Origin of the sequence: Microbacterium tenebrionis (assembly GCF_020682665.1) — a bacterium.
Classification (GTDB): domain Bacteria; phylum Actinomycetota; class Actinomycetes; order Actinomycetales; family Microbacteriaceae; genus Microbacterium; species Microbacterium tenebrionis.
The window spans coordinates 847,474-868,673 of sequence record NZ_JAGTTM010000001.1 but is presented as its reverse complement, the minus strand read 5'-3'; the positions used below and the strand labels follow the sequence as shown (position 1 = coordinate 868,673).

Genomic DNA, 21,200 nt, shown 5'->3' with positions numbered 1-21,200 from the left:
TCAGTCTCCTGAGATCTGCAGGTTGGCGAGGTCGGCGAGAAGGCGGTCGGTGAGGTCCTCGACGTCCGCAGCGTGCCCGTCCATGTCGTCCGCGGCCTGATCGAGCGCCTGGAGGTCGGCGTAGAACTCGTCGACGTCTCCGAGGTTCTCTTCAACGACCGGGGCCTCGAGCAGCCGGACCACGAGCCCCGGCACCTGCTCGGCCAGGGGGTCGAGCGCGAGCGGCAGCACCTGATTGATCACCTGCTCCAGAGTGGCCTCCATCGCCATCGAGAACAGCTTCTTGCGAGCCAGGATCAGAAGGGCGGCCCCGCCGGCGCCGAATGGCCCGGCGGCGAGAAGGGGGATGAGCTGGGCGAGCGTGAGCGTGACCTCGACGATCACCTTGATCTTGAGCGCGAGGACGATGTCTGCGGCGATGTCGATCCCCGTCGACGCCGGGCCCAGGATGTCGAGCAGCTGCTGAACGTTCTCGGATCGGTTGCGGTTCCACGCGGCGACGTGGCCGGTGCCGATGTTCCCTCTCATCGACGCGGCGATGTCGCCGTTGATACGGCGATCGGCCGCCTGGACGAGCGTCTCCATGTCGTCGCGATAGGTGCGCACCAGCTGCGCGGCCTTCCGGACCTCGTCCTCATCGATATCGGGCCATTCCAGGCCGAGCTTGTCCATGACCCAGATCAGCTCGTTCGGCAGCATCATTCCCACGTCGACACCTCCGTCGGAGACGCTACTGAGAACGCCGCGCCTCGCGCGATGGGGAGATCAGCCCATCCCTAGGGGCTTCGGATGCTCTCGGGCGAGGTCAGGTGATCAGTTACGCGTCGGGTTCATGGCCGGCGTGCGTGCTGTCGCGCCTGCTCGTGCAGTCGATCGACCTCGGCCCGCTGCTCGGCAAGCGTGACCGTCAACGAGGGGTCCACCGGTTCGAACGTGTCGACGAGGTCCTCCCCACCGCGGATCGAGAGCCGGTAGGCGCGGAGTCCGCCGCCTTGATCGCGGGCCATTCCGCTCGGCCAGACGTTCGGGAGCGCCCCGGCCACGCCGATGCGCCAGCCGTAGGGCTCGAGTTTCTCGCGAATACGACACAGGGCCTCGAACGCATCATCGGCGCGCGCCACTTCCGCGCCGAACCCGGCTGACCGGATCTCCACCGTCCACGCAACGTCGTCGAAACCCCACGTCACTTCCGCCTCACGGGTGATATCGTCCCGGGCGACACGCACGATCTGCGGGCTCTGGATCATTCGGTCTTCACGTCGGCGGGATGGATAATCGCCGACACACTGTCCCCGGGGTTCAGCGCGATCCGAACGCCTTCGGGCAATGCTGAGGCGAGTTCGGCGCCTTTCATCGACACATGCTCGTCGTATCCCGAGGCCGTGGCCTTGTCGATGTCGGTGAACGCGTAGACGAGCTTTCCACCGTCCTCGGCGGGTGCGACGAAGATGCCGCCCTCCGCACGACTGAAGATGAACACCTCCGCTTCGGCGAAAGCGCGACCGAGCCGGTCATCGGGCAGATAACCGGCGAGCACGAGCTGCAGCACCCTCTCGAGCGGCGTCTTCGGCGGTGACCACCCTCGAGCCTGCGGGGTTGGACGGTACCGGGGATTCGGTATGAAGGCGTCTTCGAGTTCGCCGTTCTCATCCACCTTCCACGCGCCGACGATGCCTTCAGGCGGCACTTCGGCGGATCCCTCGAATCCCGGGTCGACGGCGTATACCCATCCGCCGGGGTTCGCTCGCGCCTCAGCCCGGAGGTCGTCCGTGACGGGCGGTGCGGATGTTGCCGTCGCCGAGTTCCGGTCTTCCTCTTGCTGATCGTTCTCGTTCATCGCCTACCACTGTAGTTCGGGTTCGGGATCCAATCACCCAATGTGTTGTCGGGCAGCACCGGGTGCGCGCCGACGATCTTCTGGGCGGGGATGCCGCCCTGGAAGGCGATCTCGTGCTCGGGGTTGGGCATGTGCGGCGCGTATGGACCGTCCGGCATCGTGGCGTCGACATCGATTCCGCCCGGAGCATCGACGGTGTAGCGGTAGGGCGATCCCCAGCGCTGGTACAGATCCGGGTCCCTCGTCGTGCTCACGAAGTTCGATGACCCGTTGGTGTGCACGAACGTATTGAGATCGTTGTTCGACGGATCTCTGACCTGGAAGCCCTCGGCGAAGATCACGTCGGGAGAGCGGCCGTCCGATCGATAGAGCAATTCGGTACTCGTTCGATCCACCCGATCGGTGTGGCTCCCGGTCAGGTCTGGGGCCTCGGTGCCGTCGAGCAGCTTGACCTTCTGCTTGACGTCTTCGAAATGATCATCCAGCCTGCGCGTCAGCTCGGGCAGCCTGACGTTCGCGTCTTTACCGCCCTTCGTCATCGCGCGCCAGAGATCGCTGAACGCATTGCCGAACTTGCCCATCAGGCGTCCCCTCCGAAGTCAAGAGCAGAGAATTCCGTGAAGAACGTCGCCGTCAAGGTCGAGATGTCCTCACCGTGGAGCCGCATCGCCGACTGCGCGTCCTCGAGCGCCTGCAGATCCGCATAGAACTCATCCGTGTCCCCGACCGTACCCTCGACCATCGGCGCATCCAGGATCGCGTCGAGCACAGCGGGCAGCTGCTCGGCCATCGGCTGGACCGCCATCGGCAGCAACTGCTCCAGCACCTGCTCCACCGCGATGTCGACCGCGGCGTTCAGGAGCTTCTTCTTGATGAGCAGCATCGGCCCCGCGCCCAGAGCCGTGATCGGGTTCGTCAGCATTCCCACCAGGGCGATCATCGTCGTCGTGACGTCGAAGATCACCTTCATCTTCAGACCGAAGACGACGTCGGCCCCGATATCCATGGCCGTCGCCGCCGGGGGCATGATGTCCACCAGCTTCTGCAGATTGGTCGATCGGTTCGTGTTCCAGGCGCTCACCGTCGCAGGCCCCGTCTGACCTCGCATCGCCACGGTCATGTCCCCGTTCATCCTGCGGTCGACCGCCTGAATCACGGTCTCGAGGTCCGTGCCGAGGTTGCGTACGAGGGTCGCGCCCTTGCGGACTTCGTCCTCATCGATATCGGGCCAGTCGAACCCCAGCTTCTCCATGACCCAGATCAGCTCATTCGGCAACATCATTCCCACGGCACAACCTCCATTGAAGAGATTAGAGGCCTCGCGGATGCGCTCGCGATGGGGAGAACACCCCACGAATCCGTGCGAGGACCGCTCACGGCACGATCGCCCACTGCGCGGCATCCGACATCAGAGGTGCCGACGCCCCGCCGCGCACAGAGACACCGGACACGTCGCGGTCGGTGATCGTGACGACGGGATTCGCGGCGATCGGGGATGCGACGGCTGCGCTCACGATCGTCGCCTCGATCTGCGCTTGGATCTCACGCGCCTCGTACACATCGGTGGTCTGCGCGAGCTGGGCGATCAACTCATCGCGGGCGGGGTCGGCCTGCCCCGTGATCGACGAGGCGCCCCCGGTGCCCCACTGCGCCGCGAGCTGGGCCGGGGACCGCGGGATGGGCGCGCGCATGATCACCGCATCCCAGTCACGCTTCTCCAACGCCGCAGACAGGTCGTCGCTGCCGCAGTCCGCGACTCGCCAGCCGGCCTCCGCAGCGGCCGTCCGCAGCGCGGCGAAGGCGCCCGTCGCGAACTCGCTGCGCCTGTCGTACAGCACGCACACGCGGGTGCCGGCGGGGATGCCCGCGGCCGCCCGCTCTTCCGCGGGGTCGGCGTCGGCCGCACCGAGCGTCTGCATGAACCCGGAGTCCTCGTTCACGATGTCGTACGCGCGCGAGTTCGGGATCGCGGTCATCGAGGTGCTCGGGGCGTACGCAGTCGCCCAGTCCCCCGCACCGGCATCCATGAGGTCGCGCGCCGGCGCGGAGTGGATGAACGACGTCCGCGCACGTACATCGCTGAACACGCCGTGCGGCGGGAGGAGCATCGACCAGAGTGTGCCGTCGTTCGTCATCTGGACGGTGAAGTCCTTGCGTTCGAGCTCGCGCACGGCGTCGCGATTCGCCGCGACCGGACGCACCTGCACGACATCCAGCTGATCGCCGACGGCGGCGAGCGGGTCATCACCGGGCGGCGTCAGCTCGATGCGGGCGACCTGGGGAGTGACCGCTCCACGGAACGCGGAGTTCGGCACGAGCGCCACGGCCCCTTCGGCATCCGCTCCGTCCGGATCGACCATGAACGGCCCGCTCGAGAGCAGGAGGTCGTCGGCGACGGGTCCCTCGCCGATCTCGAAGCCCTCGTTCCACGCGGTGCGCATCTTCTCAAGGGCGCTGCCGTCGCCGGTGCGTATCGCGGTGATGACCGCCTGCTTGGCCTCCATCGGATCGTCGATGCCCAGCGCGCGCTCGCCCAGCACATGCGCGGGCACCGGAACGGTCACGATGCTCTGCCAGTCATTCACCGGCTGCGCAAAGGTCACATCGATCGACCGCGCGAACTCGTCCACGACCGGGATCGGGGTATCCACGACCGATGCCTCATCGGGCGGGAAGTACCCCGCAGCTCCTGCCCAGCCCAGCAGCAGGTCCGCGGCATCGAGGGGGATGCTGTCAGACCACGCGGGTTCGGTGAGGTCGTAGCGCACGATGAACGGCTCCTCCTCGAGGATCGTCACCGTGCCGAAGCTCTCGTCCGCGACGAAGTCGCCGTCGATCACGTCGCCGAATCGCGCTCGCGTCATCGCGGCGATGTCGAGGTTGCCGCTCGTCGGGGATGCGGCCGCATTGGTCGAGGTCAACGACCCCGTCCACCCGACGACGACCTTCGTTCCGGGGATCACAGACTCCGGCATGGCCGGCGCGCAGGCCGTCAGCCCCGCAGCGAGCGCGAGCGCGGTCAGTGCCGCGACGCGGCGTCTCCCCCTCATTCCCCGGCCGTCACACGTAGTCGGTGTCTTCGCCGCTCTCCTCGGCCATCGCCCGGAACGGCTCGCTCTCCTCGCTCTCCAGCCACGCCCGCGCGTGCTCGAGCAGCACCGCAGGCGAGTCCTCGGCCTCGGCGGCCGTGGCGAACGGGCCGATCGTGTCCTCGGAGGGGCGCTCGTCGGCGCGCACCACGGACTGGGTCGACAGGTTGTACCAGTAGCTCTGCTGTCCGGTCATGGTCCCGATTCTATTCGTTGCTTCTGCGCGATCAGGGGGAACGACGAAGGCCGTGGGGTCAGTCCTGTCGAACTGGCCCCACGGCCTTCGGTGCGACCGATCAGAGCTGGTCGGTGTCGCGGATCTTGTCCGCCATCTGGTCCAGCGCCGTCGCCATGTCGTTGACGGCCTCGGTGGCGTCATCCAGCGAGGTGGTCAGGTCGTTGTAAGCGGTGGAGTACTGCTCCGACGCGTTCTCGGTCTTGAAGCCGTCCTGGACCAGGTCGTCGATGACGCCCTGGAGGTCCTTCAGCGCGTCACCGATCGACGTGCGTCCGTCGCGCAGACGCTGTGCCGCGTCTTCCATCTCGCTGTACGTTGCACCAAAGTCATGTGCCATGAGAACTGCCCTCCGCGTTCGTGGTGTTTCCGGCCTGTGTGGCCCTCGTCAGGCCCCTGCGGCCTCCTGGAACGAGGTTAGTCAACGAACCCGCTCCCGCAAACGGGGAGCGGTACCCATGTCAGTCCTGCCCACCGCCGGCGCCTCCGGGACGAACGGCATCTGCATCGTGACCAGGCGGCCGGCCTGCACGAAGATGCCGCGCCCCACAGGGAAGTCGCTTCTCTTGATCCGGCTGAACGCGGTCTTGAAGATCGACTCGCCGTCGTACGTGTCCGGCTTGAGGATGATGCCCTGACGACCCGTCTTCCACTCGCCGAGCACACCGATGCTTCCGCTGGCGCGGCTGATCTCGGCGTCGGCGATCAGCATGTGATCGCTGTTGTTCATCGCCTGCAGCAGCGTGCGCATCGGCCGATCGGCGGGACCGTCGGCGAGGTGGGGGATGTCTTCGATCACGATGAGGATGCGGCCCTCCGTCGTATCGCTCGTGACCAGCTCGGTCAGTTGCTCGGCGAGTTCCTTCTCCTCCTCCGGCTTGATCGCGCTGCGCACCCACGGACGGAAGTCCTTGAGCTGCGAGCGGCGGTTGCCGAAGTGGTACATCCGCACGTTCGGATCGAACCGCTCCATCGCGATGACCAGGGCCCTGAGCGCGTTCGTGCGCCCGGAAGCCGGCGGTCCGGAGATGACGAACGAGCCGATCGGCTCGAAGCCGCGCGGCGCGAGCGTGTCGTCGGCGATGCCGAAGACGGGCATCCCGTCGACCATCGCCGGCATGTCCTCGGCGGGCACCATGGTCGGCAGGGCGCCGATCTCCGGGAGGTCCCGCGCACCCTGCTCCCGGAGGGTCTTGGCCAGGGCTGTGAGGGCCTTGGTCTGCTCCACCACGTTCGGCGTGCCGCCGAGGACTGCGATCTGCGCCTCATGGCCGTCGATGATGGCTCGCCCCGGCGCCGACTGCTCGTCGAGGATGTCGCGCGGAGCGTTGAGCAGCATGTACTGGCCGGGGTCGCCCAGGCGCAGCACGACCCGGCGGGAGATGTTGGACGCGACGGCGCTGGGGACGGCGTTGCCGCGATCGGCCGTGATGACCATGTGCACACCGAGCGTCCGCCCCTCGCCGAGGATGCGCATGAAGGTGCGGTAGAACGGCGCGCGTCCCGGCGCGTACTCCCAGTCCTTCTTGAACTCGGGGAAGTTGTCCATGAGCAGCAGGATGCGCGGCATGCTCGGGTCCGCGATATCGCGATACTCCTGGACGGTCGCAGCGCTCGCCGCCGAGAACGAGGCCGCGCGGCGGTCCATCTCGCGATCGAGGGTGCGGAACAGGCGCTGGATGCGCTCGGCATCCGCACCGTCGACGACCGAGCCGACGTGCGGCAGGTCGGCGAGGGGTCCCAGCGCGCCGGAGGCGAAGTCCAGGCAGTACACCTGCACGCGGCCGCGATCGGGCTGCATTCCGGCCGCGGTCGCGATGGTCTTCAGCACGGTGGACTTGCCCGAACCGGAGGTGCCGTAGACCACCATCGATCCGTCGCGGTCCGGGACGAACACCGCGGGCTCCTGCTTCTGCTTCTCCGGCACGTCCATGAGCGCAAGGGGGATGCGGGTGTCGCCGTCGTTGGGCAGATCGGCGAGCTCCACCACCGGGGCGAGATCGTCGAGCCACGGACGGCGCGGGGCGGGCAGGCCGGCGACCTCGCTCGCGCGGATCAGCGTCGACACGATCCGCTTCTGGTCATTGGGCCCGAGGTCCTCCTCGTGCGTCTCGGCCTCGGCGGGGCGCTCGGGCTCCCATTCCGCGGTGGCGCCGAAACGCAGTTCGGACACGCTGACCTCGACGGCGGCTTCGTCCTCCGTCGTCCATCCGCCCGCGTACGCGGACTGGAACGGCACGAGCCGACCCGGCCCGGTCTTCGCGATCGCACGGCCGGGGATCGATGCCGGGAAGGTCGATGCCACCGGGTCGTCGACAACGTCGCGGGAGTCGGCCTCGTCGGCCATGCGCAGGGCGATGCGCAGGTTCGTGTTCGCGCGCAGGTTGTCCTTGATGACGCCGGCGGGACGCTGCGTCGCCATGATGAGGTGGATGCCGAGCGAGCGGCCGCGCTGTGCGATGTCGACGACGCCGTCGACGAACTCGGGCATCTCGGAGGCGAGGGCCGCGAACTCGTCGATCACGAGCACGAGAGCGGGCGGGCACTCCGGGTCCTGCCGCTTCTCGAGCTCGAGCAGGTCCTTCGCCTTCTTGCGGTTGAGCAGGTGCTCCCTGTGCTGCAGCTCGGCCCTGAGGCTCGTGAGCGCGCGGCGCACGAGGTGCGGGCTCAGATCGGTGACCAGGCCGACGCAGTGCGGCAGATCGACGCAGTCGGCGAACGCGGATCCGCCCTTGTAATCGACGAACAGGAACGTCACCCGGTCCGGGCTGTGCGCCGCGGCCATGCCGAGCACCCAGGCCTGCAGGAACTCGGACTTTCCGGCGCCGGTCGTTCCGCCGACGAGGGCGTGCGGACCGTGCGTGCGCAGGTCGAGGGCCATGGCGTCGCTGGCGCCCTGACCGATGATCGCGCGCAGGTTGCCAGCCTTCTTCAGACGGGGGCGGGGAGTCGGGGAACGGTCGACGATCGTGTTGTTCTGCCGCCACCGCTCGATCACGACCCGCGGGTCTTCTGCGATCGCGGGGTCCACGAGCTGCAGGAAGCCCACCGTGCTCGGGATGTCGGATGCGTCGTGCACGACCGTGCTGGCATCCACGACCGGGGCCATGCGCCTCGCGAGCATGTGCATGTACGCGTTGGAGACGCCCTCGACGCGCGCGCCCTCGAAGCTGTCGCCGGTGCGGACGAGCCCGACATTGGCCGCTTCCAGTCCGTTCGTCACGTCGATGTAGCTGCGGCACACCGCCGGGAGCGATTCCACGGTCGGCGAGACGAAGACGGCGTGCACACCGTGGTCCGCGCCGCGGTCGAGCACGTCGGTGAGACGCCCGCGGTCGACCGGCGCCTCGCTGCTGACGAAGACGATGACCGACACCGCAGGCGTCCGCTTGTGGTCTCCGGCCGCCCGCGACACGTCGGTGCCGTACAGCAGCGGGTTCCACTCGTCCTTGAACGGCCCGCGCGGCTCGCGGCTCTCCGCACCGCCGGACGCCGCGCGCTGGACGTAGTCCTCCAGCATGCTCAGCAGCGCTGCCCCGGTGGGGGCCGAGTCGGCGAGGGCGACGTCGCGGAACGGACTCTTCTCGCTCGAGGTGTGCGGCATCCACTTGAGCCAGTCGAGCTCCGCGGTCCACGCGGAGTCGGCGAACGCGACGCTGACGACGTCGTTCGGCGCGTGCAGGCCGAACAGCTGCACGGCGATGCCGCGCATCGCGTCGGCCACCAGCTGCTGCGGGCCCGCGATGCCGATCGATCCGGCATCCGCCATCAGCTCGAAGATCGGAACATCGTCGACCTGCGCGTACCGCTCCTGGAGCCGGTCGACGCGTTCGATGAACTCGGGGAGCCCATCGGGCGTGTCCATCTCGGCGATCGTGTTGCGCGCGGGGAGGGTGCAGGTGCCCAGTCGCACGGCGAGGAAGTTCCAGTGCTCGGGCCGGCGCGTCCACAGCATCGGCCCCAGCCGCATCGCGTGATCGAACACCTCGGCGACCGGCGGCGTCTCGGCGTTGCGGGCCGCCTCCTCCTCGGGCTTGCCGCGGAAGAAGTCCTCTTCGAGCTGCTCGTACTGCCGCTCGAAGAGCTTGTACTCGTGGCTGGAGCTCTGCTTCGCCGACCGCGACTGGTTGATCATGTTGCCCAGCGCCATCAGCGGCGTCATCACGATCATCAGCAGCGATCGCGGGTTCTCGTTCATGATGTACAGGGCCACGCCCATGAGGACCGGTGCGACGAGGATCGGCCAGGGGAAGATCTTGCCGAGTTTCTCGGTCGGGATGCGCGGAGCCTTGAACGCCGTCCCGGGGTAGCGCACCTCGACGCGAGGGCTGCGGTTGAACAGCAGTCCCCCTCCGCGCTCGATGATCGGCTCCTCGGATGCGCTGCCGTCGAAGGAGCGCGCGAGCCGCGGCACGAGGGTCGTCGAGCCGATCACGAACGGCGTGCCCTCTTCGAGGCGGATGCGGCCGACCGGGACGCCGTCGACGAGCACGCCGTTGGCGGAGTTCAGGTCGACGACATCGATGTGCTGACCGACTTCGATGCGGGCGTGCCGCTTCGAGACCATCGGATCGGCGAGCACGACGTCGCTTGCCGCATCGCGCCCGATGACCATCTGCCCCGCCCTGATCGGGAACTCCTGCCCGGTCAGGGGGCCGGCGGTCACGTGCAGCACGCCGACGATCTCGCGCTGGCCGGAGCCGACGTAGTCGGGGCCGTGATTGAGGATGGATGCCGCGAACCCGGAGCCGATCGGTGCCTCGCCGATCGGAAGCTCGGGATCGAGCGGCACGAGCCGGTCGGCGGTCGGCGGGGCGACGGCGAGGGTGAGGACGTCGCCTTCGGTGACGGGGATCGAACGGGTCGGGTCGGCCTCGGCGATGTGCCGGGCGACATCGGCCGCCGTGGCCGTGGAGTCCGTCGTGACGACGATGTCGACGGGGTCGCCGACCGGGCGATGCAGGGTCAGTTTCAGTCTCATTCGTCTCTCTCCATCACACGCGCCGTCAGATCCGGACGACGACGGCCAGCCGGTCTCCGAACCGGACCGCGTCACCCTCGACGACCATCACCGGCGAACCGGCGGCGAGGGTGTACTCGATGCCTTCACGGATCAGTCCCGACCCGTTCGTCGAACCGCAGTCCGTCACCTCGAGACCGCCGTCCACCGGACGCGCCAGCAGGTGCGTCTTCGACAGCGATCGGGCTTCATCGTCCACGGGGATCGTCTGCGCGCCGGGGTGGCCGCTCGCGTCCGGGTTGCGTCCGAGCAGGAGCGGGCCCTCCACGGGGATGTTCACGCCCGTGTCGAGGTTCAGCCCGAAGCGGGCGACCGAGGCGGGCTCGGCGGGGACGACCGGCTCGGGTTCCGGAGCGGGTGCCGGCCGCTCCGGCGCCGTCGCTGCGGGCGGAACGGAACCCGACTCTCCGGTTGGTCGATACCCGCCGAACACGGGCTTGCCCGCCTCCGGGGCCGCCTCCTGGGCAGGTGCGACGGGCTGACCGATTCCGATGTCTGGTCGGGAGTCGGGTGCGTGCGGGCGCGCGACGCCGATGACGCCTGCGCTGACACGACTGCCAGGACGGTACTGGGGCGCGACAGCGGGATCCTGCGGTGTCGCCAGCGACGGCAGCTCGACGCGCTCGGGCGCCGGTTCCGCCTTGACGAGCTTGCGGGCCACGCGCATGCGCTTGTCGTCGTACGGATTCAGACCGCGCCGGATATCGACGAGCCAGACTCCGGTCGCCTTGTCGTGCAGGCCCCGCCCGCGGCGATCCGGGTCGAAGGTGGGCGATACCAGCATGAGCACCGGGCCGATGAGGGGCACGATGCCCGACGCCCCCATGAGCAGGTAGCGAAGCAGCACCCGGCCGACGCCGGGGCGGGCGAGGGTGCGCACGTCGACCGAGCGGATGCCGACGATCGCCTTGCCGATCGTCCGCCCCCCGCGACCGTGCATCACCAGCTGGACGATGCTCAGGACCAGCGTGAGGGCGAATGTCGCCGCCGTCGTCACGATGGCCAGGACGAACGACGGGTGGTTGACGAGCCCGTATGCCGAGATGGACCCGGTCATGAGTTTGAGCAGCAGCGGCACGGCGCCCAGCCAGAACGGCAGCTGCACGACGAGCCAGAGCGCGACGTCGATGACGAGCGCGAGCGCGCGGCGCCCGAACGGAGCGCGCAGCATGCCGAGGGCGGCCGCGTATGCCGGGTCGGGGCGCCCGCTCTCGTCGAGGCCCTCGATCTCGTCCTTCTCGTCCTCGATCTCCCAGATCATTCGCTCGGAGGACGTCGACCGATCAGCGCGTGAGCTCACTCCACGCACCCCCGAACCTGCTCCGATGCACGGCCGTCCTCGCGGCGCAGCAGCACATCGATGCACACCTGTCCGGTGGCGGCTCCCTCGAACGTCACGGTCGGCTCTTCGGTCGACTCGGGAACCCCGGTGCCGTCGAGGCTCACAGTGTTCCACAGGTACAGGTCGCCGTCCTCTTCGGCCGGGTTCGTCCATGTGAAGGTGATGGTCGTGCCGTCGCGCGTGCCGGCGAGGTCATCGACGGCGGGCACCGCGTCGGAGATGGGATCCTTCGGGACTGCCCCCTGCTGCGTGGCCACGGGGTCGGGCTCGCCCGTTCCCTGGAGCAGGTTCACGCCGATGATCGTGCCGCCGACGAGGACGACGGCGGCCGCCGCGATTCCGATCCACATGCCCACCCGCGGCTTCGGCTTCGTCTCAGCCGGGTCAGGTTCCGGTGCGTCCCCGACGGTCGGCGGGAACGGCACCGCGGGCGCCTCCGGCGAGAGGGTGCGCGGGCCGCGCAGGACCGTCCGATCCTCGTCGACGGGTGCGGGAGCGGGCGCCGCCGCGCCGGGTCGCATGACGGTGTCCTCGACCGCGGATGCCGACGTGGATGTTCCCGGGTCGAAGCGAGGACCGGGGTCCCCCACCGGAGCGCGCTGCGGCTGCGGTGAGCCGAACGGGCGGGTCGTGGCGGACGGGCGGGTGCTGCCGGCATCGGGCTCGATGCTGACGATGTCGCGGACGCGCGTCAGGCCCTCGTCCTCGTCCTCGAGGTCTTCCGGGAGTGGGTGGTCGTCGACGATGTCGATCGGCGTGACGGAATGCGCCAGCTCGATCTGCACCTTCTGCAGGGCACGCGCGAGCGCGACGGCGCTGGGGTAGCGCGCGTCGGGGCTCTTCGCCATCGCCCGCTCAAGGACCTGCTGAAGGCTGCCCGGCGAGTCGGGACGGTTCACCGGCGGCAGCGGCGCGCGCTCGATGCGCTCGATGAGGTCGGCGCTGGTGTTGCGCTCGCCGGGCCGCTCGAACGGCGACCGGCCCGCGAGCAGCGTGTACAGCGTCGCGCCGAGGGCGAACACGTCCGAGCGCGGGCCGCTCTGCGGCGGCTCGGCGAAGAACTCCGGCGGCGACCACGGGATCGACATGCCGGTAGCCTCGCTCACGGCCCCCGTCGTCGAGGCGATGCCGAAGTCGGTGAGGGCAGGGCGGTTGTACTCGGTGACGAGGATGTTCGCCGGTTTGATGTCGCGGTGCAGGACGCCTGCGCGGTGCGCGGTCTCGACGGCACCCGCGACCTGGATGCCGACGCGCAGCGCCTCGGCGACCGAGAACGGCTCCTTGCGCGCGCGGACCTGCAGGTTCGGGCGCGGGCAGTACTCCATCACCAGGTACGGCCTGCCGTCGCCAGCCACGCCGGCCTGGTAGATCGTGACGATGGCCGGATGCGTCGACAGCATCGCCATCACGTTCGCCTCGTCGGCGAACTCCTTCGCCGCACCGCTCGAGATCCGGTCGGCGAGCAGCACCTTCACGGCGACACGGCGCCGCGGCATCTGCTGCTCGTACAGGAACACGTCGGCGAAGCCGCCGGTGCCCAGCGGCTCGATGTAGGTGAAGCCGGGAAGCTCCGGCGGCTGCGAGGGGGGTCTGCTCACGGGAGATCCTCGAAGACGACGGTGACGCCGTCGCCGAGATCGACGACATCGCCCGAGAGCACAAGCGTCTGCTCGCCGGGGTGCAGGCGCAGCGGGTCGGCGCCGGGGCGCAGCAGCGTCGAGCCGTTCGTGGTGTGCAGGTCGACGACGACGACGGTGTCGCCCTCCGGACGGATCTCGAGGTGGCTGCGCGAGATGTCCTGCTGGGGGCTCTCGACAGCGACGAGGTGCGGCATGTCGGCGCCGCTGGCGCGCGTCGAGCGCGGCCGGCGGCCGATGATGACCGTGCGGTCGAGCCGCATGACCTGACCGGTCGACACGCGCACACGACCCGCGCCGCCGGAGACGACCGGGAGCACGGCGGTGGGCGCGTCAGGGCCGGCAGTCGGTGCATTTTGGCGCAGAGCATGGGCCTCGGCGACCGAGATGGTCTCGCCGTCGTGGTCGCCGGCCGCTGCGGCGGGCGCCGGGGGCATCGGCGGCGCGGCAGGAGCCCGAGGGCCCGCGATCGTCGCGCCGAACAGCTGCTCGAACTCGTCGGCATCGGATGCGTAGGTCACCTCGTCGGGCGTGAGCGTGGCGCCGTTCACGGCGTCGTCCTCATCGGCCGGCTCGGGCGCCTTCACGACCTCGGGCTCCGATTCGGCGGCGTCTTCTGCTTCCGCGACCGGGCTGTCCATCGGCTCGGTCTCGGGCTCGGCCGCGGGCTCGTCGACCGGCGCGGCGACATCAGCGGGCTCCGACTCCTCAGCGGGCTCCGACTCGATCGCTTCCGGGGCGCTCGCGGCGACGGCGGCATCCGCCTCGATGCCAGCATCCGATTTCGGCGCAGCATCCGCTTCCGGCGCAGCATCCATCTCGGGCGCAGCATCCGCCTCGAGCGCGGCGATGTCGGACGACTCGATCTCGGCGGTGGCCTCGGCTGCGCGCACGATGCCGCCCGCGATCGGGAGCGACATGTCGTCGGCGTCGTCGCCGGCGGCGACGGCGACGCGGCTCGCGCCTGCGACGAAGCGCTCGCTCCAGGTGGTGACGTTCGAGCCGGTGAAGCTCTCCGCACCGGCTTCGCCCTCGACCCGCACCGTCACGTCGCCGCGCACCGCGATGCGGGCGTTCGGGCCCTCGAGCACGATCGCAGCGAACGGGAGCATCGCGGTGAACGAGCCGCCTGCGTGCTCGGTCAGGGCATCGATGACGGCTGCGAGGTCGCTCCCGCCGCTCTGACGCTCCCAGAGCCGCTGCACGAGCTCGGCCGGCGCCTCGGGCGCCAGGGCGATGAGCGCGCCGGGTGCCACCAGGGTGTACCACTGTCCTGGTCGATATGCAGTCTGCATCAGCTCATCCCTCCGGCGACCGCCTCACGCGGTCTGGTGTCCTCGTCGATGTCGTCATCCGCGCGCATTCGCACGCCGGGCCGGGATGCGACCGAGATCGCATCCACGATCACCACGGTGATGTTGTCGCGCCCGCCGGCATTCACGGCCTCGTGCACGAGTGCGGACGCGGCGGTCTGCGGGTCGGATTCGGCGGTCAGGATCTCGGTGATCGTGGCATCCGTCACCTCGGACGAGAGCCCGTCGGAGCAGATCAGCATCCGGTCGCCGTTCTCGGCCGGAAACATCCAGAAGTCCGCGTCGCCGGTGCTGCCCGCTCCGATCGCCCGCGTGATGATGTTGCGACGGTGGTCGGACGCGGCGTCGAGGACGCTCAGCTCGCCGGACTCGATCAGTTCCTGCACGACCGAGTGGTCGACGCTGATCTGCTCGAGCTCGCCGTCCGCGAACCGGTAGGTGCGTGAGTCGCCGATGTTGAAGCTGAGCCAGTAGCCCATGCCGTCCACGTCGGCGAGCACGAGACCGCTGAGGGTCGTGCCGGCGCGGCCCATCGCCGAGACCGAGAGCGCATCGACGGCGTCGCGCGAGCGGCTGAGCACGTCGAGCACGTCGTCGAGTTCCAGGCTCTCACGTCCGATGTGCCGTGAGAACTCCGAGACGACGGCTGCGCTCGCACGCTCACCGGCCTCGTGGCCGCCCATGCCGTCGGCGACGACGAAGATCGGCGCGCTGGCCAGCAGCGAATCCTCGTTCAGAGTGCGGCGCAGGCCGGCGTGCGTCGCCGACCCGGCCGAGACGATGAGCGGTGCGGTCATGCGTAGCCCCCGACCGTGACGATGCGGTCGCCGATCTCGATGGCGTCTCCGAGGCGGATGCGCACCTGCTCGCCCGGCTCGCAGACGATGCGGTGGCCGTCGCGCACGATCGCAGTGCCGTTCGTCGAATGCCGGTCCATGATCCAGCCGCCGGACGTCTCGGCCACCGCCTCGAAGTGCGTCTTCGACAGCGACAGCGTCTCGTCGCGGACCGACACGACCGTCGCGCCGTCCTCGGGTGCCGGGTTGCGTCCGAACAGCGTGCGACGCGAGACCGTCACCCGCGTGCCGTCGTCCCAGGTGAACACGAGACGGTGTCCCGGGATGCTGATCCTGGTGTCCTCGATATCACCGGCGTCATCGGACGCAGGGGCCGGCTCCGCGGGTTCGGCGGGTGCCGCGGCAGCGGGGGTCGCGGGGATCTCCGGCACGGGCGGCACGACAGGCTCCTGGACGCTGCGCTGCGGCGGTCCGTCCTGCGTGATGCCGGGGACGAACGCGATCAGCGATCCCTCTCCCGCCACCGGGGCGGAGAGGTCGGCGTGCGACGGCGCCTGCGGACGGGCGGGCTCAGGCGCCCGCACGGTCTCGTCGAACACCGACGGAGCAGGCGTGGCTGGCGCGCTCGGCGATGCCGGCGCGGTCGGAGCCGCGTAGGACGCGGGCATGGCCGGAGCCGTCGGGAACGCGGGGTTCGCGCGGAGCCCCGGAGCAGCAGGGGTCGGGGCGGCGAACGACGAGGATCCGCTGGGCGTGGCGAGCCCGGGGATCGGCGGTGCGCCGTTCGGAGTGCCGGGGCGTGGCGGCACGTGCGGGCCCACGGTCGGCGGAGCCGTGCTCGCCTGCGCGCCGGCGCGCGCGTCGAGCATGAGCGAACGGGCGACCTTGTCGTGCCAGCCCTGGAACCGGCCTGATCCGTCGAACAGGGGCGTGAAGTACCCCACGACGATGGATGCCGCGAGCCCGAAGATGATGTTGCGCAGCAGACCCTTCCAGAATCCGAGCGGTGCACCGTCCTCGCGCACGAGCCGCAGCCCCTGCGCCCGCATGCCGATCGAGCCCTTGCCCACCTGCATGACGGTGTAGAAAACGAACCAGCCGAGCAGCACGAGCCAGATCAGCGGCGCGCCGACGCCGATGACGGCCAGCATCCCGTCCGTCCCGGCGAGGACGGCGAACACGACGAGCAGGATGCTCAGGACGATCCCGATGCCCGCGGCGATCGCCGCATCGATGATGTACGCCACGGCGCGACGGGAGGTCGGGGCGACGGTGCCGAATGTCGGTTGCGTCATGATGTCTCGCTCTCGGATGCTTCTGTCGTGCTGTTGTCGATGGTGCCAGGTTCTCGCCGGATGCGCGCGGTCGCGGCATCCTTCAGTCCCTGGAGGCCGGACTGGATCGCGGACCCTCCCAGCAGCGATCGCAGACTGAGCCGCGCCTTCATCCGCTTCCAGAATCCTGCCTCGGCGCCGAGGCCGACGACGATGCCGTCGACCTCCTTCCAGAAGGCGTCGACGTCGTCCTGACTCGGGTCGTGCGGGCCGAACACCTCGGCGTCCGCCCGGTCGGCGAGCGCCGTCACCGTCGGGACGGCGAGCGCGTCCGAGACGAGCACCGCCTCCTCGCCGCGGGTCGCGCCGGGCGTCAGCCGGGCGCCGTAGTCGACCGCGCGATCGGTGAGCTCGTCCCAGCCGCCGGCGATCCGGTCGGCCGTGCGATCGGCCGACCGGCGCGCACGTCGTCGCGACGCCTTCCACGCGCCGATCACGATGAACGGCGACATGAGCAGCGCGATGACGGCGAGCGAGATGCCGCCGATGGCGAGGATCGCCAGGATGATGCCGGCGATGTTCAGCGATTCGTCCTCGGCCTCGCGATCGTCCGGAAGCGTGGGCGGCAGGTCGACCGGTTCCTGCGGAGGGGGCGGAGGCTGCAGGACCTGCGGCTTCGGGTCGGCGCGGGGCTTGGTGTTCTGATCGTTGGGGACCTGATCCTCGGGTGGGGTCGGGTCGAAGGGCACCCATCCGAATCCGTCGAAGTTCACCTCGACCCAGGCGTGCAGGTTGTCGCCGTTCGCCACGAACGACGATGCGCCCTCGTCCTGCTCATCGGGGTAGAAGCCCATGACGACGCGTGCGGGGATGCCCAGTTCGCCGGCAAGCAGCGCCATCGCGACGGAGTACTGCTCGTCGTCGCCCACCATCTGGTCACCGCCGATGAGCGTCGAGATGCGTTCGGCGGTGTGGCCGGCGCGGGAGAGCACCTCGCCCTCGAGACCGTGGCTGAAGAAGCCCTCCTCCGACAGGTAGTCGGCGAGTGCCTGCGCCTGCTCGGCAGGCGTCTCGGCCTCGGCGACGATCTCGCCGGCGAGCGTCGTGAGTTCCTCGGGGACGTTCTTGTTCTTCGGCATCCGAACATTGCCGAACTCGGCGTCGCCGAGCTGCTTGTCGGTGACCTCGGCCGGGATCGTGGTCTGGACGGTGTAGCTGTCGCCCTTGTGCAGGCCCGTGGTCGCGACCGCTGTCGCGGAGCCGTTGCTGTAGTACGTTCCGCGGCGCAGTTCGTCGGCGTCGGCGCCCGCGAACCGGATCTCGGAGACGAGGCCGGCCTGAGGCACCCAGACGCCCGTGTAATCGCCGATGTCGACCTGCATCGTCACCGGCAGCCCCTCGGCATCCGGCGACATGTTGGAGCGGATCGGCGCGAACGCGCTCGAGGTGCCCGGCCCGCCGTCGACGACGTTGATGACCTGGCCGTCGAACTCGTCCATTCCCGCCAGGCGGATGCGGGCGCCTTCCGGGAGCCCCTGGACGGTGAACAGCGTGGAGTCCTTGTCGTCGCGGACGATTCCGCGGAACGACTGCAGGGCGCTCGGGTAGTCGCGGATGTTGAACGGCGGGATGATGGTGTCGCGCAGCACGTGGCGCACCTCGCCCGGTGCGGTGAACGCGCTCGTCGCGACTCCGGCACCGGTGGCGACGGCGAGGACGATGCCGCCGGCGATGATCCGGCGCATCCGCATGTGGTTCGCGCGCGCCGGGTCGATCTCGCTGACCGAGACCGCGGCGTTCTGCGGCATCCAGATCTGACGCACCGCGAGCCATGCAATGCTGACGACGGCGAACACCGCTCCCTGGATCAACGGCGTGGCGGGTTCGGGCGTCCCGAGTGCGATGACGGTGGCGAGCAGGACGCCGGCTGGGATGAGCGCCCACGCCGGCTGCGTGAGCCGCAGTGCGAGGGATGCGGTCAGCACCGCCGTCACGAGCAGGAGCAGGAACGGGACGATGAAGTGCCCGTCGGCGCCCGAGACCGGCGCGACGGTCGTCAGCAGCTGCTTCCACGAGGTGACGACGCCCGATGCCAGCTGCTTCAGGGTCTCCAGCGACGGGATGAACCCGAGGATCGCGGTGTGCGGCAGGGCCAGCGCGCCGCCGAAGACGAAGTACGCCGCGACGGTGAGCCCGGTGATGATGAGGATCCCCCACCGGCGCCAGGCTGCGACGACCGCGATGGCGATTCCGATGACCGCCCCGCCGATCGCAGCGCCGAGGAAGCTCGGGCCGGCGAAGCTCGGCCAGAACCCGACGGCCGCTGCTCCCAGCAGCACGAGCACGGCGGCGATGTCGAGACACCACCGGCGCAGGGGCAGCTCGCGGATCGATGCCGACGGTGCGGGGGCGCTCATGCGAGGACCTTCTGGAGTGCGAGGGGGAGCTGGTCGAGCGCACCGACGCTGACGACGTCCGCGTCTCCGATGCGGCGCAGCGCCGGAACCTCGACGGCGGTGTCGGTGACGACGGCGATGACGCGGGCGCCGAACGGCAGCCGAGAGCAGGCGATCCGCAGATCCTCGTTCGAGACCTTGGAACCGCACACGAGCACGACCACGCTCGCCAGCGGCATGGTCGCGGCGATCACGCCGCTGAGCTCGGCGATGCCGCCCTCGCGCGGCCTGCTGCCGTCGACGGCCGCGAGCGAGTCGAGCAACTGCTTGCCGGTATCTGCACGCAGCGCGCGCCCCTGGACGCGGACGTCGACGCGCTGCGAGTCTCGCAAAGCCCGCAGGCCGATCGAGCCGGCGGCCGAGATGCCCAACTCGAAATCCGCCGGGTCGGCGTAGTCACCGCTGGAGGTGGAGAGGCCGATGACGAAGTGGGAGCGCCGCGTCTCCTCGTACTGACGGACCATCATGATGCCGGTGCGCGCGGTCGATCGCCAGTGCACGTGGCGCAGGTCGTCGCCGGGCTGGTACTCGTTCAGCGCGTGGAACGAGACGTCGTCGCGCGACAGGTCCGCGGCGGGCAGGCCCTCGAGGTCGCGGAGGAAGCCGAGCGACTGGCCATCGAAGAGCACGGTCTGCGGGTGCACGAAGAGGTCGACGGGTTCGTCGCGGCGGTGGGCCCGCTCGAACAGCCCGAGCGGGTCGCCGCGAACCACGCTGACCGGCCCGACCTGGACGACCCCGCGGCGCTGGGTGGGGATCGCGAACAGCTCCTCGGCCTTCTCTCCGGGCGCGAGGCGCTGGATGCCGAATTCGCCGCGCCCGTTCCCGACGGGCAGCACGACCCGTGACGGAAGAATCGCGCGGCTGCCCGGGTTCGCCAGCGTCAGCGCTCCCACGGCGCGCTCCCCGACGACGACACGCGTCCGGGCGAGATCGAGGTTCACGTCGTACTCGGTCCGGCCGATGAGGAACACCGAGCAGATGAGGAGCGTGATCGTGACGACGACCGCGGTGACGATGAGCTCGCGCCAACCGAGGCTCAGGCCCACGATCCAGAAAACGACGGCGAGGGCGATGAGGATCCAGGCGAGCGGGCGGATGACCGCCGCGACCTTGCGGAGACGGTTGCCGATGCGCACGGCGATGAGCGCCGCGATGTCGCGCCAGCCGGCGTCGCGGGCGGTCTCGGGTGCGACGCGCAGCGCCTCTGCGGTCATCAAGCCGCCGCTCTGGCCTGCGGTGCAGCGACGCGCTCGAGCACACGGCTGATGACGACGTCGGCCGTGACACCGGAGAACTCGGCCTCGGGGTCGAGCATCAGGCGGTGCTGCCATGCGGGCGCGACGAGCGTCTTGATGTCGTCGGGCAGGACGTAGTGGCGCCCGCGCGCTGCCGCCCACACTTTCGCCAGACGGACCATCGCGATGGCACCGCGGACAGAGACGCCCAGTCGCACGCCGGCATCCTCACGCGTCGCCTCGGCGAGCTCTGCGACGTAGCGCAGGACGGCGGGCTCGACATGCACGGTCGCGGCGAGGTCTGCCATGTCGGCCACGGCCCCCGTGGTGATGATCGCGGTCAGGTGCGACGACGGGTTGCGCTCGGATGCCCCGGCGAGGATGCTCTCGGTCACGGCCAGGTCGGGGTAGCCGATCGAGGTCTTGACGAGGAAGCGGTCCAGCTGCGCCTCGGGGAGCTTGTAGGTGCCGGCCTGCTCGACGGGGTTCTGGGTCGCGATCACGAGGAACGGGCGGCCGGCCTCGTGGGTGACGCCGTCGATGGTGACCTTGGACTCCTCCATGACCTCCAGCAGCGCCGACTGGGTCTTCGGGGAGGCGCGGTTGATCTCGTCGGCCAGCACGATCGACGCGAAGATCGGGCCCTTGTGGAACTCGAACTTGTGCGACTGCTGGTCGTAGATCGTCACACCCGTGACGTCGGAGGGCAGCAGATCGGGCGTGAACTGGATGCGAGAGCTCGTGCCCTGGACGGTCGCCGCGAGCGCCTTCGCGAGGCTCGTCTTGCCGGTTCCTGGCGCATCCTCGAGGAGCACGTGGCCCTCCCTCGGCCAGCATGGATGCCAGGACGAGGCTGACGACCTCGCGCTTGCCCTGCACGGCCTTGTCGATGTTCTCGACGAGGCGAGTGAAGGTGCCCTGGAACCAGCTCGCCTGTTCGGGGGTCATTGTCATGTCGTGAT

Annotated in this window: 16 protein-coding genes and 1 pseudogene; all 17 read right to left on the bottom strand. The window is 69.6% G+C overall.

Going from position 1 to position 21,200, the window contains the following annotated elements:
• Window positions 1-702, bottom strand: a complete 702-nt coding sequence (locus KEC56_RS04335) for a WXG100-like domain-containing protein (protein WP_227530136.1) — start codon at window positions 700-702, stop codon at window positions 1-3.
• Between the two features lie 128 nt (window positions 703-830).
• A complete protein-coding gene (locus tag KEC56_RS04330; protein ID WP_227529958.1) occupies window positions 831-1,247 on the bottom strand; it encodes a hypothetical protein in 417 nt (138 codons plus the stop codon).
• On the bottom strand, window positions 1,244-1,837 hold the full coding sequence (locus tag KEC56_RS04325; RefSeq protein WP_227529957.1) for a type VII secretion system-associated protein: 594 nt from the start codon (window positions 1,835-1,837) through the stop codon (window positions 1,244-1,246). Before KEC56_RS04325 ends, KEC56_RS04330 begins: the two co-directional genes overlap by 4 nt.
• On the bottom strand, window positions 1,834-2,418 hold the full coding sequence (locus KEC56_RS04320; RefSeq protein WP_227529956.1) for a scabin-related ADP-ribosyltransferase: 585 nt from the start codon (window positions 2,416-2,418) through the stop codon (window positions 1,834-1,836). The genes KEC56_RS04325 and KEC56_RS04320 overlap by 4 nt, the downstream gene beginning before the upstream one ends.
• Window positions 2,418-3,119, bottom strand: coding sequence for a WXG100-like domain-containing protein (locus tag KEC56_RS04315; RefSeq protein ID WP_175986781.1), 702 nt, complete (start codon window positions 3,117-3,119; stop codon window positions 2,418-2,420). Before KEC56_RS04315 ends, KEC56_RS04320 begins: the two co-directional genes overlap by 1 nt.
• 91 nt (window positions 3,120-3,210) lie before the next feature.
• Window positions 3,211-4,812 (bottom strand): periplasmic substrate-binding domain-containing protein, encoded by a 1,602-nt coding sequence (locus KEC56_RS04310; RefSeq protein WP_227529955.1) that lies wholly within the window; start codon window positions 4,810-4,812, stop codon window positions 3,211-3,213.
• Window positions 4,813-4,897: 85 nt separating this feature from the next.
• Window positions 4,898-5,122, bottom strand: a complete 225-nt coding sequence (locus KEC56_RS04305; protein WP_227529954.1) for a hypothetical protein — start codon at window positions 5,120-5,122, stop codon at window positions 4,898-4,900.
• Between the two features lie 100 nt (window positions 5,123-5,222).
• Window positions 5,223-5,501, bottom strand: a complete 279-nt coding sequence (locus KEC56_RS04300) for a WXG100 family type VII secretion target (RefSeq protein WP_250646152.1) — start codon at window positions 5,499-5,501, stop codon at window positions 5,223-5,225.
• Window positions 5,502-5,582: 81 nt separating this feature from the next.
• Complete coding sequence (locus tag KEC56_RS04295) at window positions 5,583-10,142, bottom strand: type VII secretion EssC family protein (RefSeq protein ID WP_227529953.1); 4,560 nt, start codon at window positions 10,140-10,142, stop codon at window positions 5,583-5,585.
• Between the two features lie 25 nt (window positions 10,143-10,167).
• A complete protein-coding gene (locus KEC56_RS04290; protein WP_227529952.1) occupies window positions 10,168-11,481 on the bottom strand; it encodes an RDD family protein in 1,314 nt (437 codons plus the stop codon).
• Window positions 11,478-13,121, bottom strand: coding sequence for a serine/threonine-protein kinase (locus tag KEC56_RS04285; RefSeq protein WP_227529951.1), 1,644 nt, complete (start codon window positions 13,119-13,121; stop codon window positions 11,478-11,480). The genes KEC56_RS04290 and KEC56_RS04285 overlap by 4 nt, the downstream gene beginning before the upstream one ends.
• Window positions 13,118-14,455 carry an FHA domain-containing protein gene (locus KEC56_RS04280; RefSeq protein WP_227529950.1) on the bottom strand — a complete coding sequence of 446 codons (1,338 nt, stop codon included), beginning with the start codon at window positions 14,453-14,455 and terminating at the stop codon, window positions 13,118-13,120. Before KEC56_RS04280 ends, KEC56_RS04285 begins: the two co-directional genes overlap by 4 nt.
• Window positions 14,455-15,270 carry a PP2C family protein-serine/threonine phosphatase gene (locus KEC56_RS04275; protein WP_227529949.1) on the bottom strand — a complete coding sequence of 272 codons (816 nt, stop codon included), beginning with the start codon at window positions 15,268-15,270 and terminating at the stop codon, window positions 14,455-14,457. Before KEC56_RS04275 ends, KEC56_RS04280 begins: the two co-directional genes overlap by 1 nt.
• A complete protein-coding gene (locus KEC56_RS04270) occupies window positions 15,267-16,565 on the bottom strand; it encodes an RDD family protein (protein ID WP_227529948.1) in 1,299 nt (432 codons plus the stop codon). Before KEC56_RS04270 ends, KEC56_RS04275 begins: the two co-directional genes overlap by 4 nt.
• Window positions 16,562-18,961 carry a transglutaminase-like domain-containing protein gene (locus tag KEC56_RS04265; RefSeq protein WP_227529947.1) on the bottom strand — a complete coding sequence of 800 codons (2,400 nt, stop codon included), beginning with the start codon at window positions 18,959-18,961 and terminating at the stop codon, window positions 16,562-16,564. The genes KEC56_RS04270 and KEC56_RS04265 overlap by 4 nt, the downstream gene beginning before the upstream one ends.
• Entirely contained in the window at window positions 18,958-20,217 is a 1,260-nt protein-coding gene (locus KEC56_RS04260) for a DUF58 domain-containing protein (protein WP_227529946.1), read from the bottom strand. The genes KEC56_RS04265 and KEC56_RS04260 overlap by 4 nt, the downstream gene beginning before the upstream one ends.
• Window positions 20,217-21,192: pseudogene (locus KEC56_RS04255) on the bottom strand (AAA family ATPase). The gene KEC56_RS04260 and the pseudogene KEC56_RS04255 overlap by 1 nt, the downstream one beginning before the upstream one ends.
• Window positions 21,193-21,200: the final 8 nt, after the last annotated feature.

What these genes read in the sequence shown, in the direction of transcription:
- KEC56_RS04335 (WP_227530136.1), bottom strand. Translation starts at nt 702, where the DNA reads ATGATGCTGCCGAACGAGCTGATCTGGGTCATGGACAAGCTCGGCCTG.
- KEC56_RS04330 (WP_227529958.1), bottom strand. Translation starts at nt 1,247, where the DNA reads ATGATCCAGAGCCCGCAGATCGTGCGTGTCGCCCGGGACGATATCACC.
- KEC56_RS04325 (WP_227529957.1), bottom strand. Translation starts at nt 1,837, where the DNA reads ATGAACGAGAACGATCAGCAAGAGGAAGACCGGAACTCGGCGACGGCA.
- KEC56_RS04320 (WP_227529956.1), bottom strand. Translation starts at nt 2,418, where the DNA reads ATGGGCAAGTTCGGCAATGCGTTCAGCGATCTCTGGCGCGCGATGACG.
- KEC56_RS04315 (WP_175986781.1), bottom strand. Translation starts at nt 3,119, where the DNA reads ATGATGTTGCCGAATGAGCTGATCTGGGTCATGGAGAAGCTGGGGTTC.
- KEC56_RS04310 (WP_227529955.1), bottom strand. Translation starts at nt 4,812, where the DNA reads ATGCCGGAGTCTGTGATCCCCGGAACGAAGGTCGTCGTCGGGTGGACG.
- KEC56_RS04305 (WP_227529954.1), bottom strand. Translation starts at nt 5,122, where the DNA reads ATGACCGGACAGCAGAGCTACTGGTACAACCTGTCGACCCAGTCCGTG.
- KEC56_RS04300 (WP_250646152.1), bottom strand. Translation starts at nt 5,501, where the DNA reads ATGGCACATGACTTTGGTGCAACGTACAGCGAGATGGAAGACGCGGCA.
- KEC56_RS04295 (WP_227529953.1), bottom strand. Translation starts at nt 10,142, where the DNA reads ATGAGACTGAAACTGACCCTGCATCGCCCGGTCGGCGACCCCGTCGAC.
- KEC56_RS04280 (WP_227529950.1), bottom strand. Translation starts at nt 14,455, where the DNA reads ATGCAGACTGCATATCGACCAGGACAGTGGTACACCCTGGTGGCACCC.
- KEC56_RS04275 (WP_227529949.1), bottom strand. Translation starts at nt 15,270, where the DNA reads ATGACCGCACCGCTCATCGTCTCGGCCGGGTCGGCGACGCACGCCGGC.
- KEC56_RS04270 (WP_227529948.1), bottom strand. Translation starts at nt 16,565, where the DNA reads ATGACGCAACCGACATTCGGCACCGTCGCCCCGACCTCCCGTCGCGCC.
- KEC56_RS04265 (WP_227529947.1), bottom strand. Translation starts at nt 18,961, where the DNA reads ATGAGCGCCCCCGCACCGTCGGCATCGATCCGCGAGCTGCCCCTGCGC.
- KEC56_RS04260 (WP_227529946.1), bottom strand. Translation starts at nt 20,217, where the DNA reads ATGACCGCAGAGGCGCTGCGCGTCGCACCCGAGACCGCCCGCGACGCC.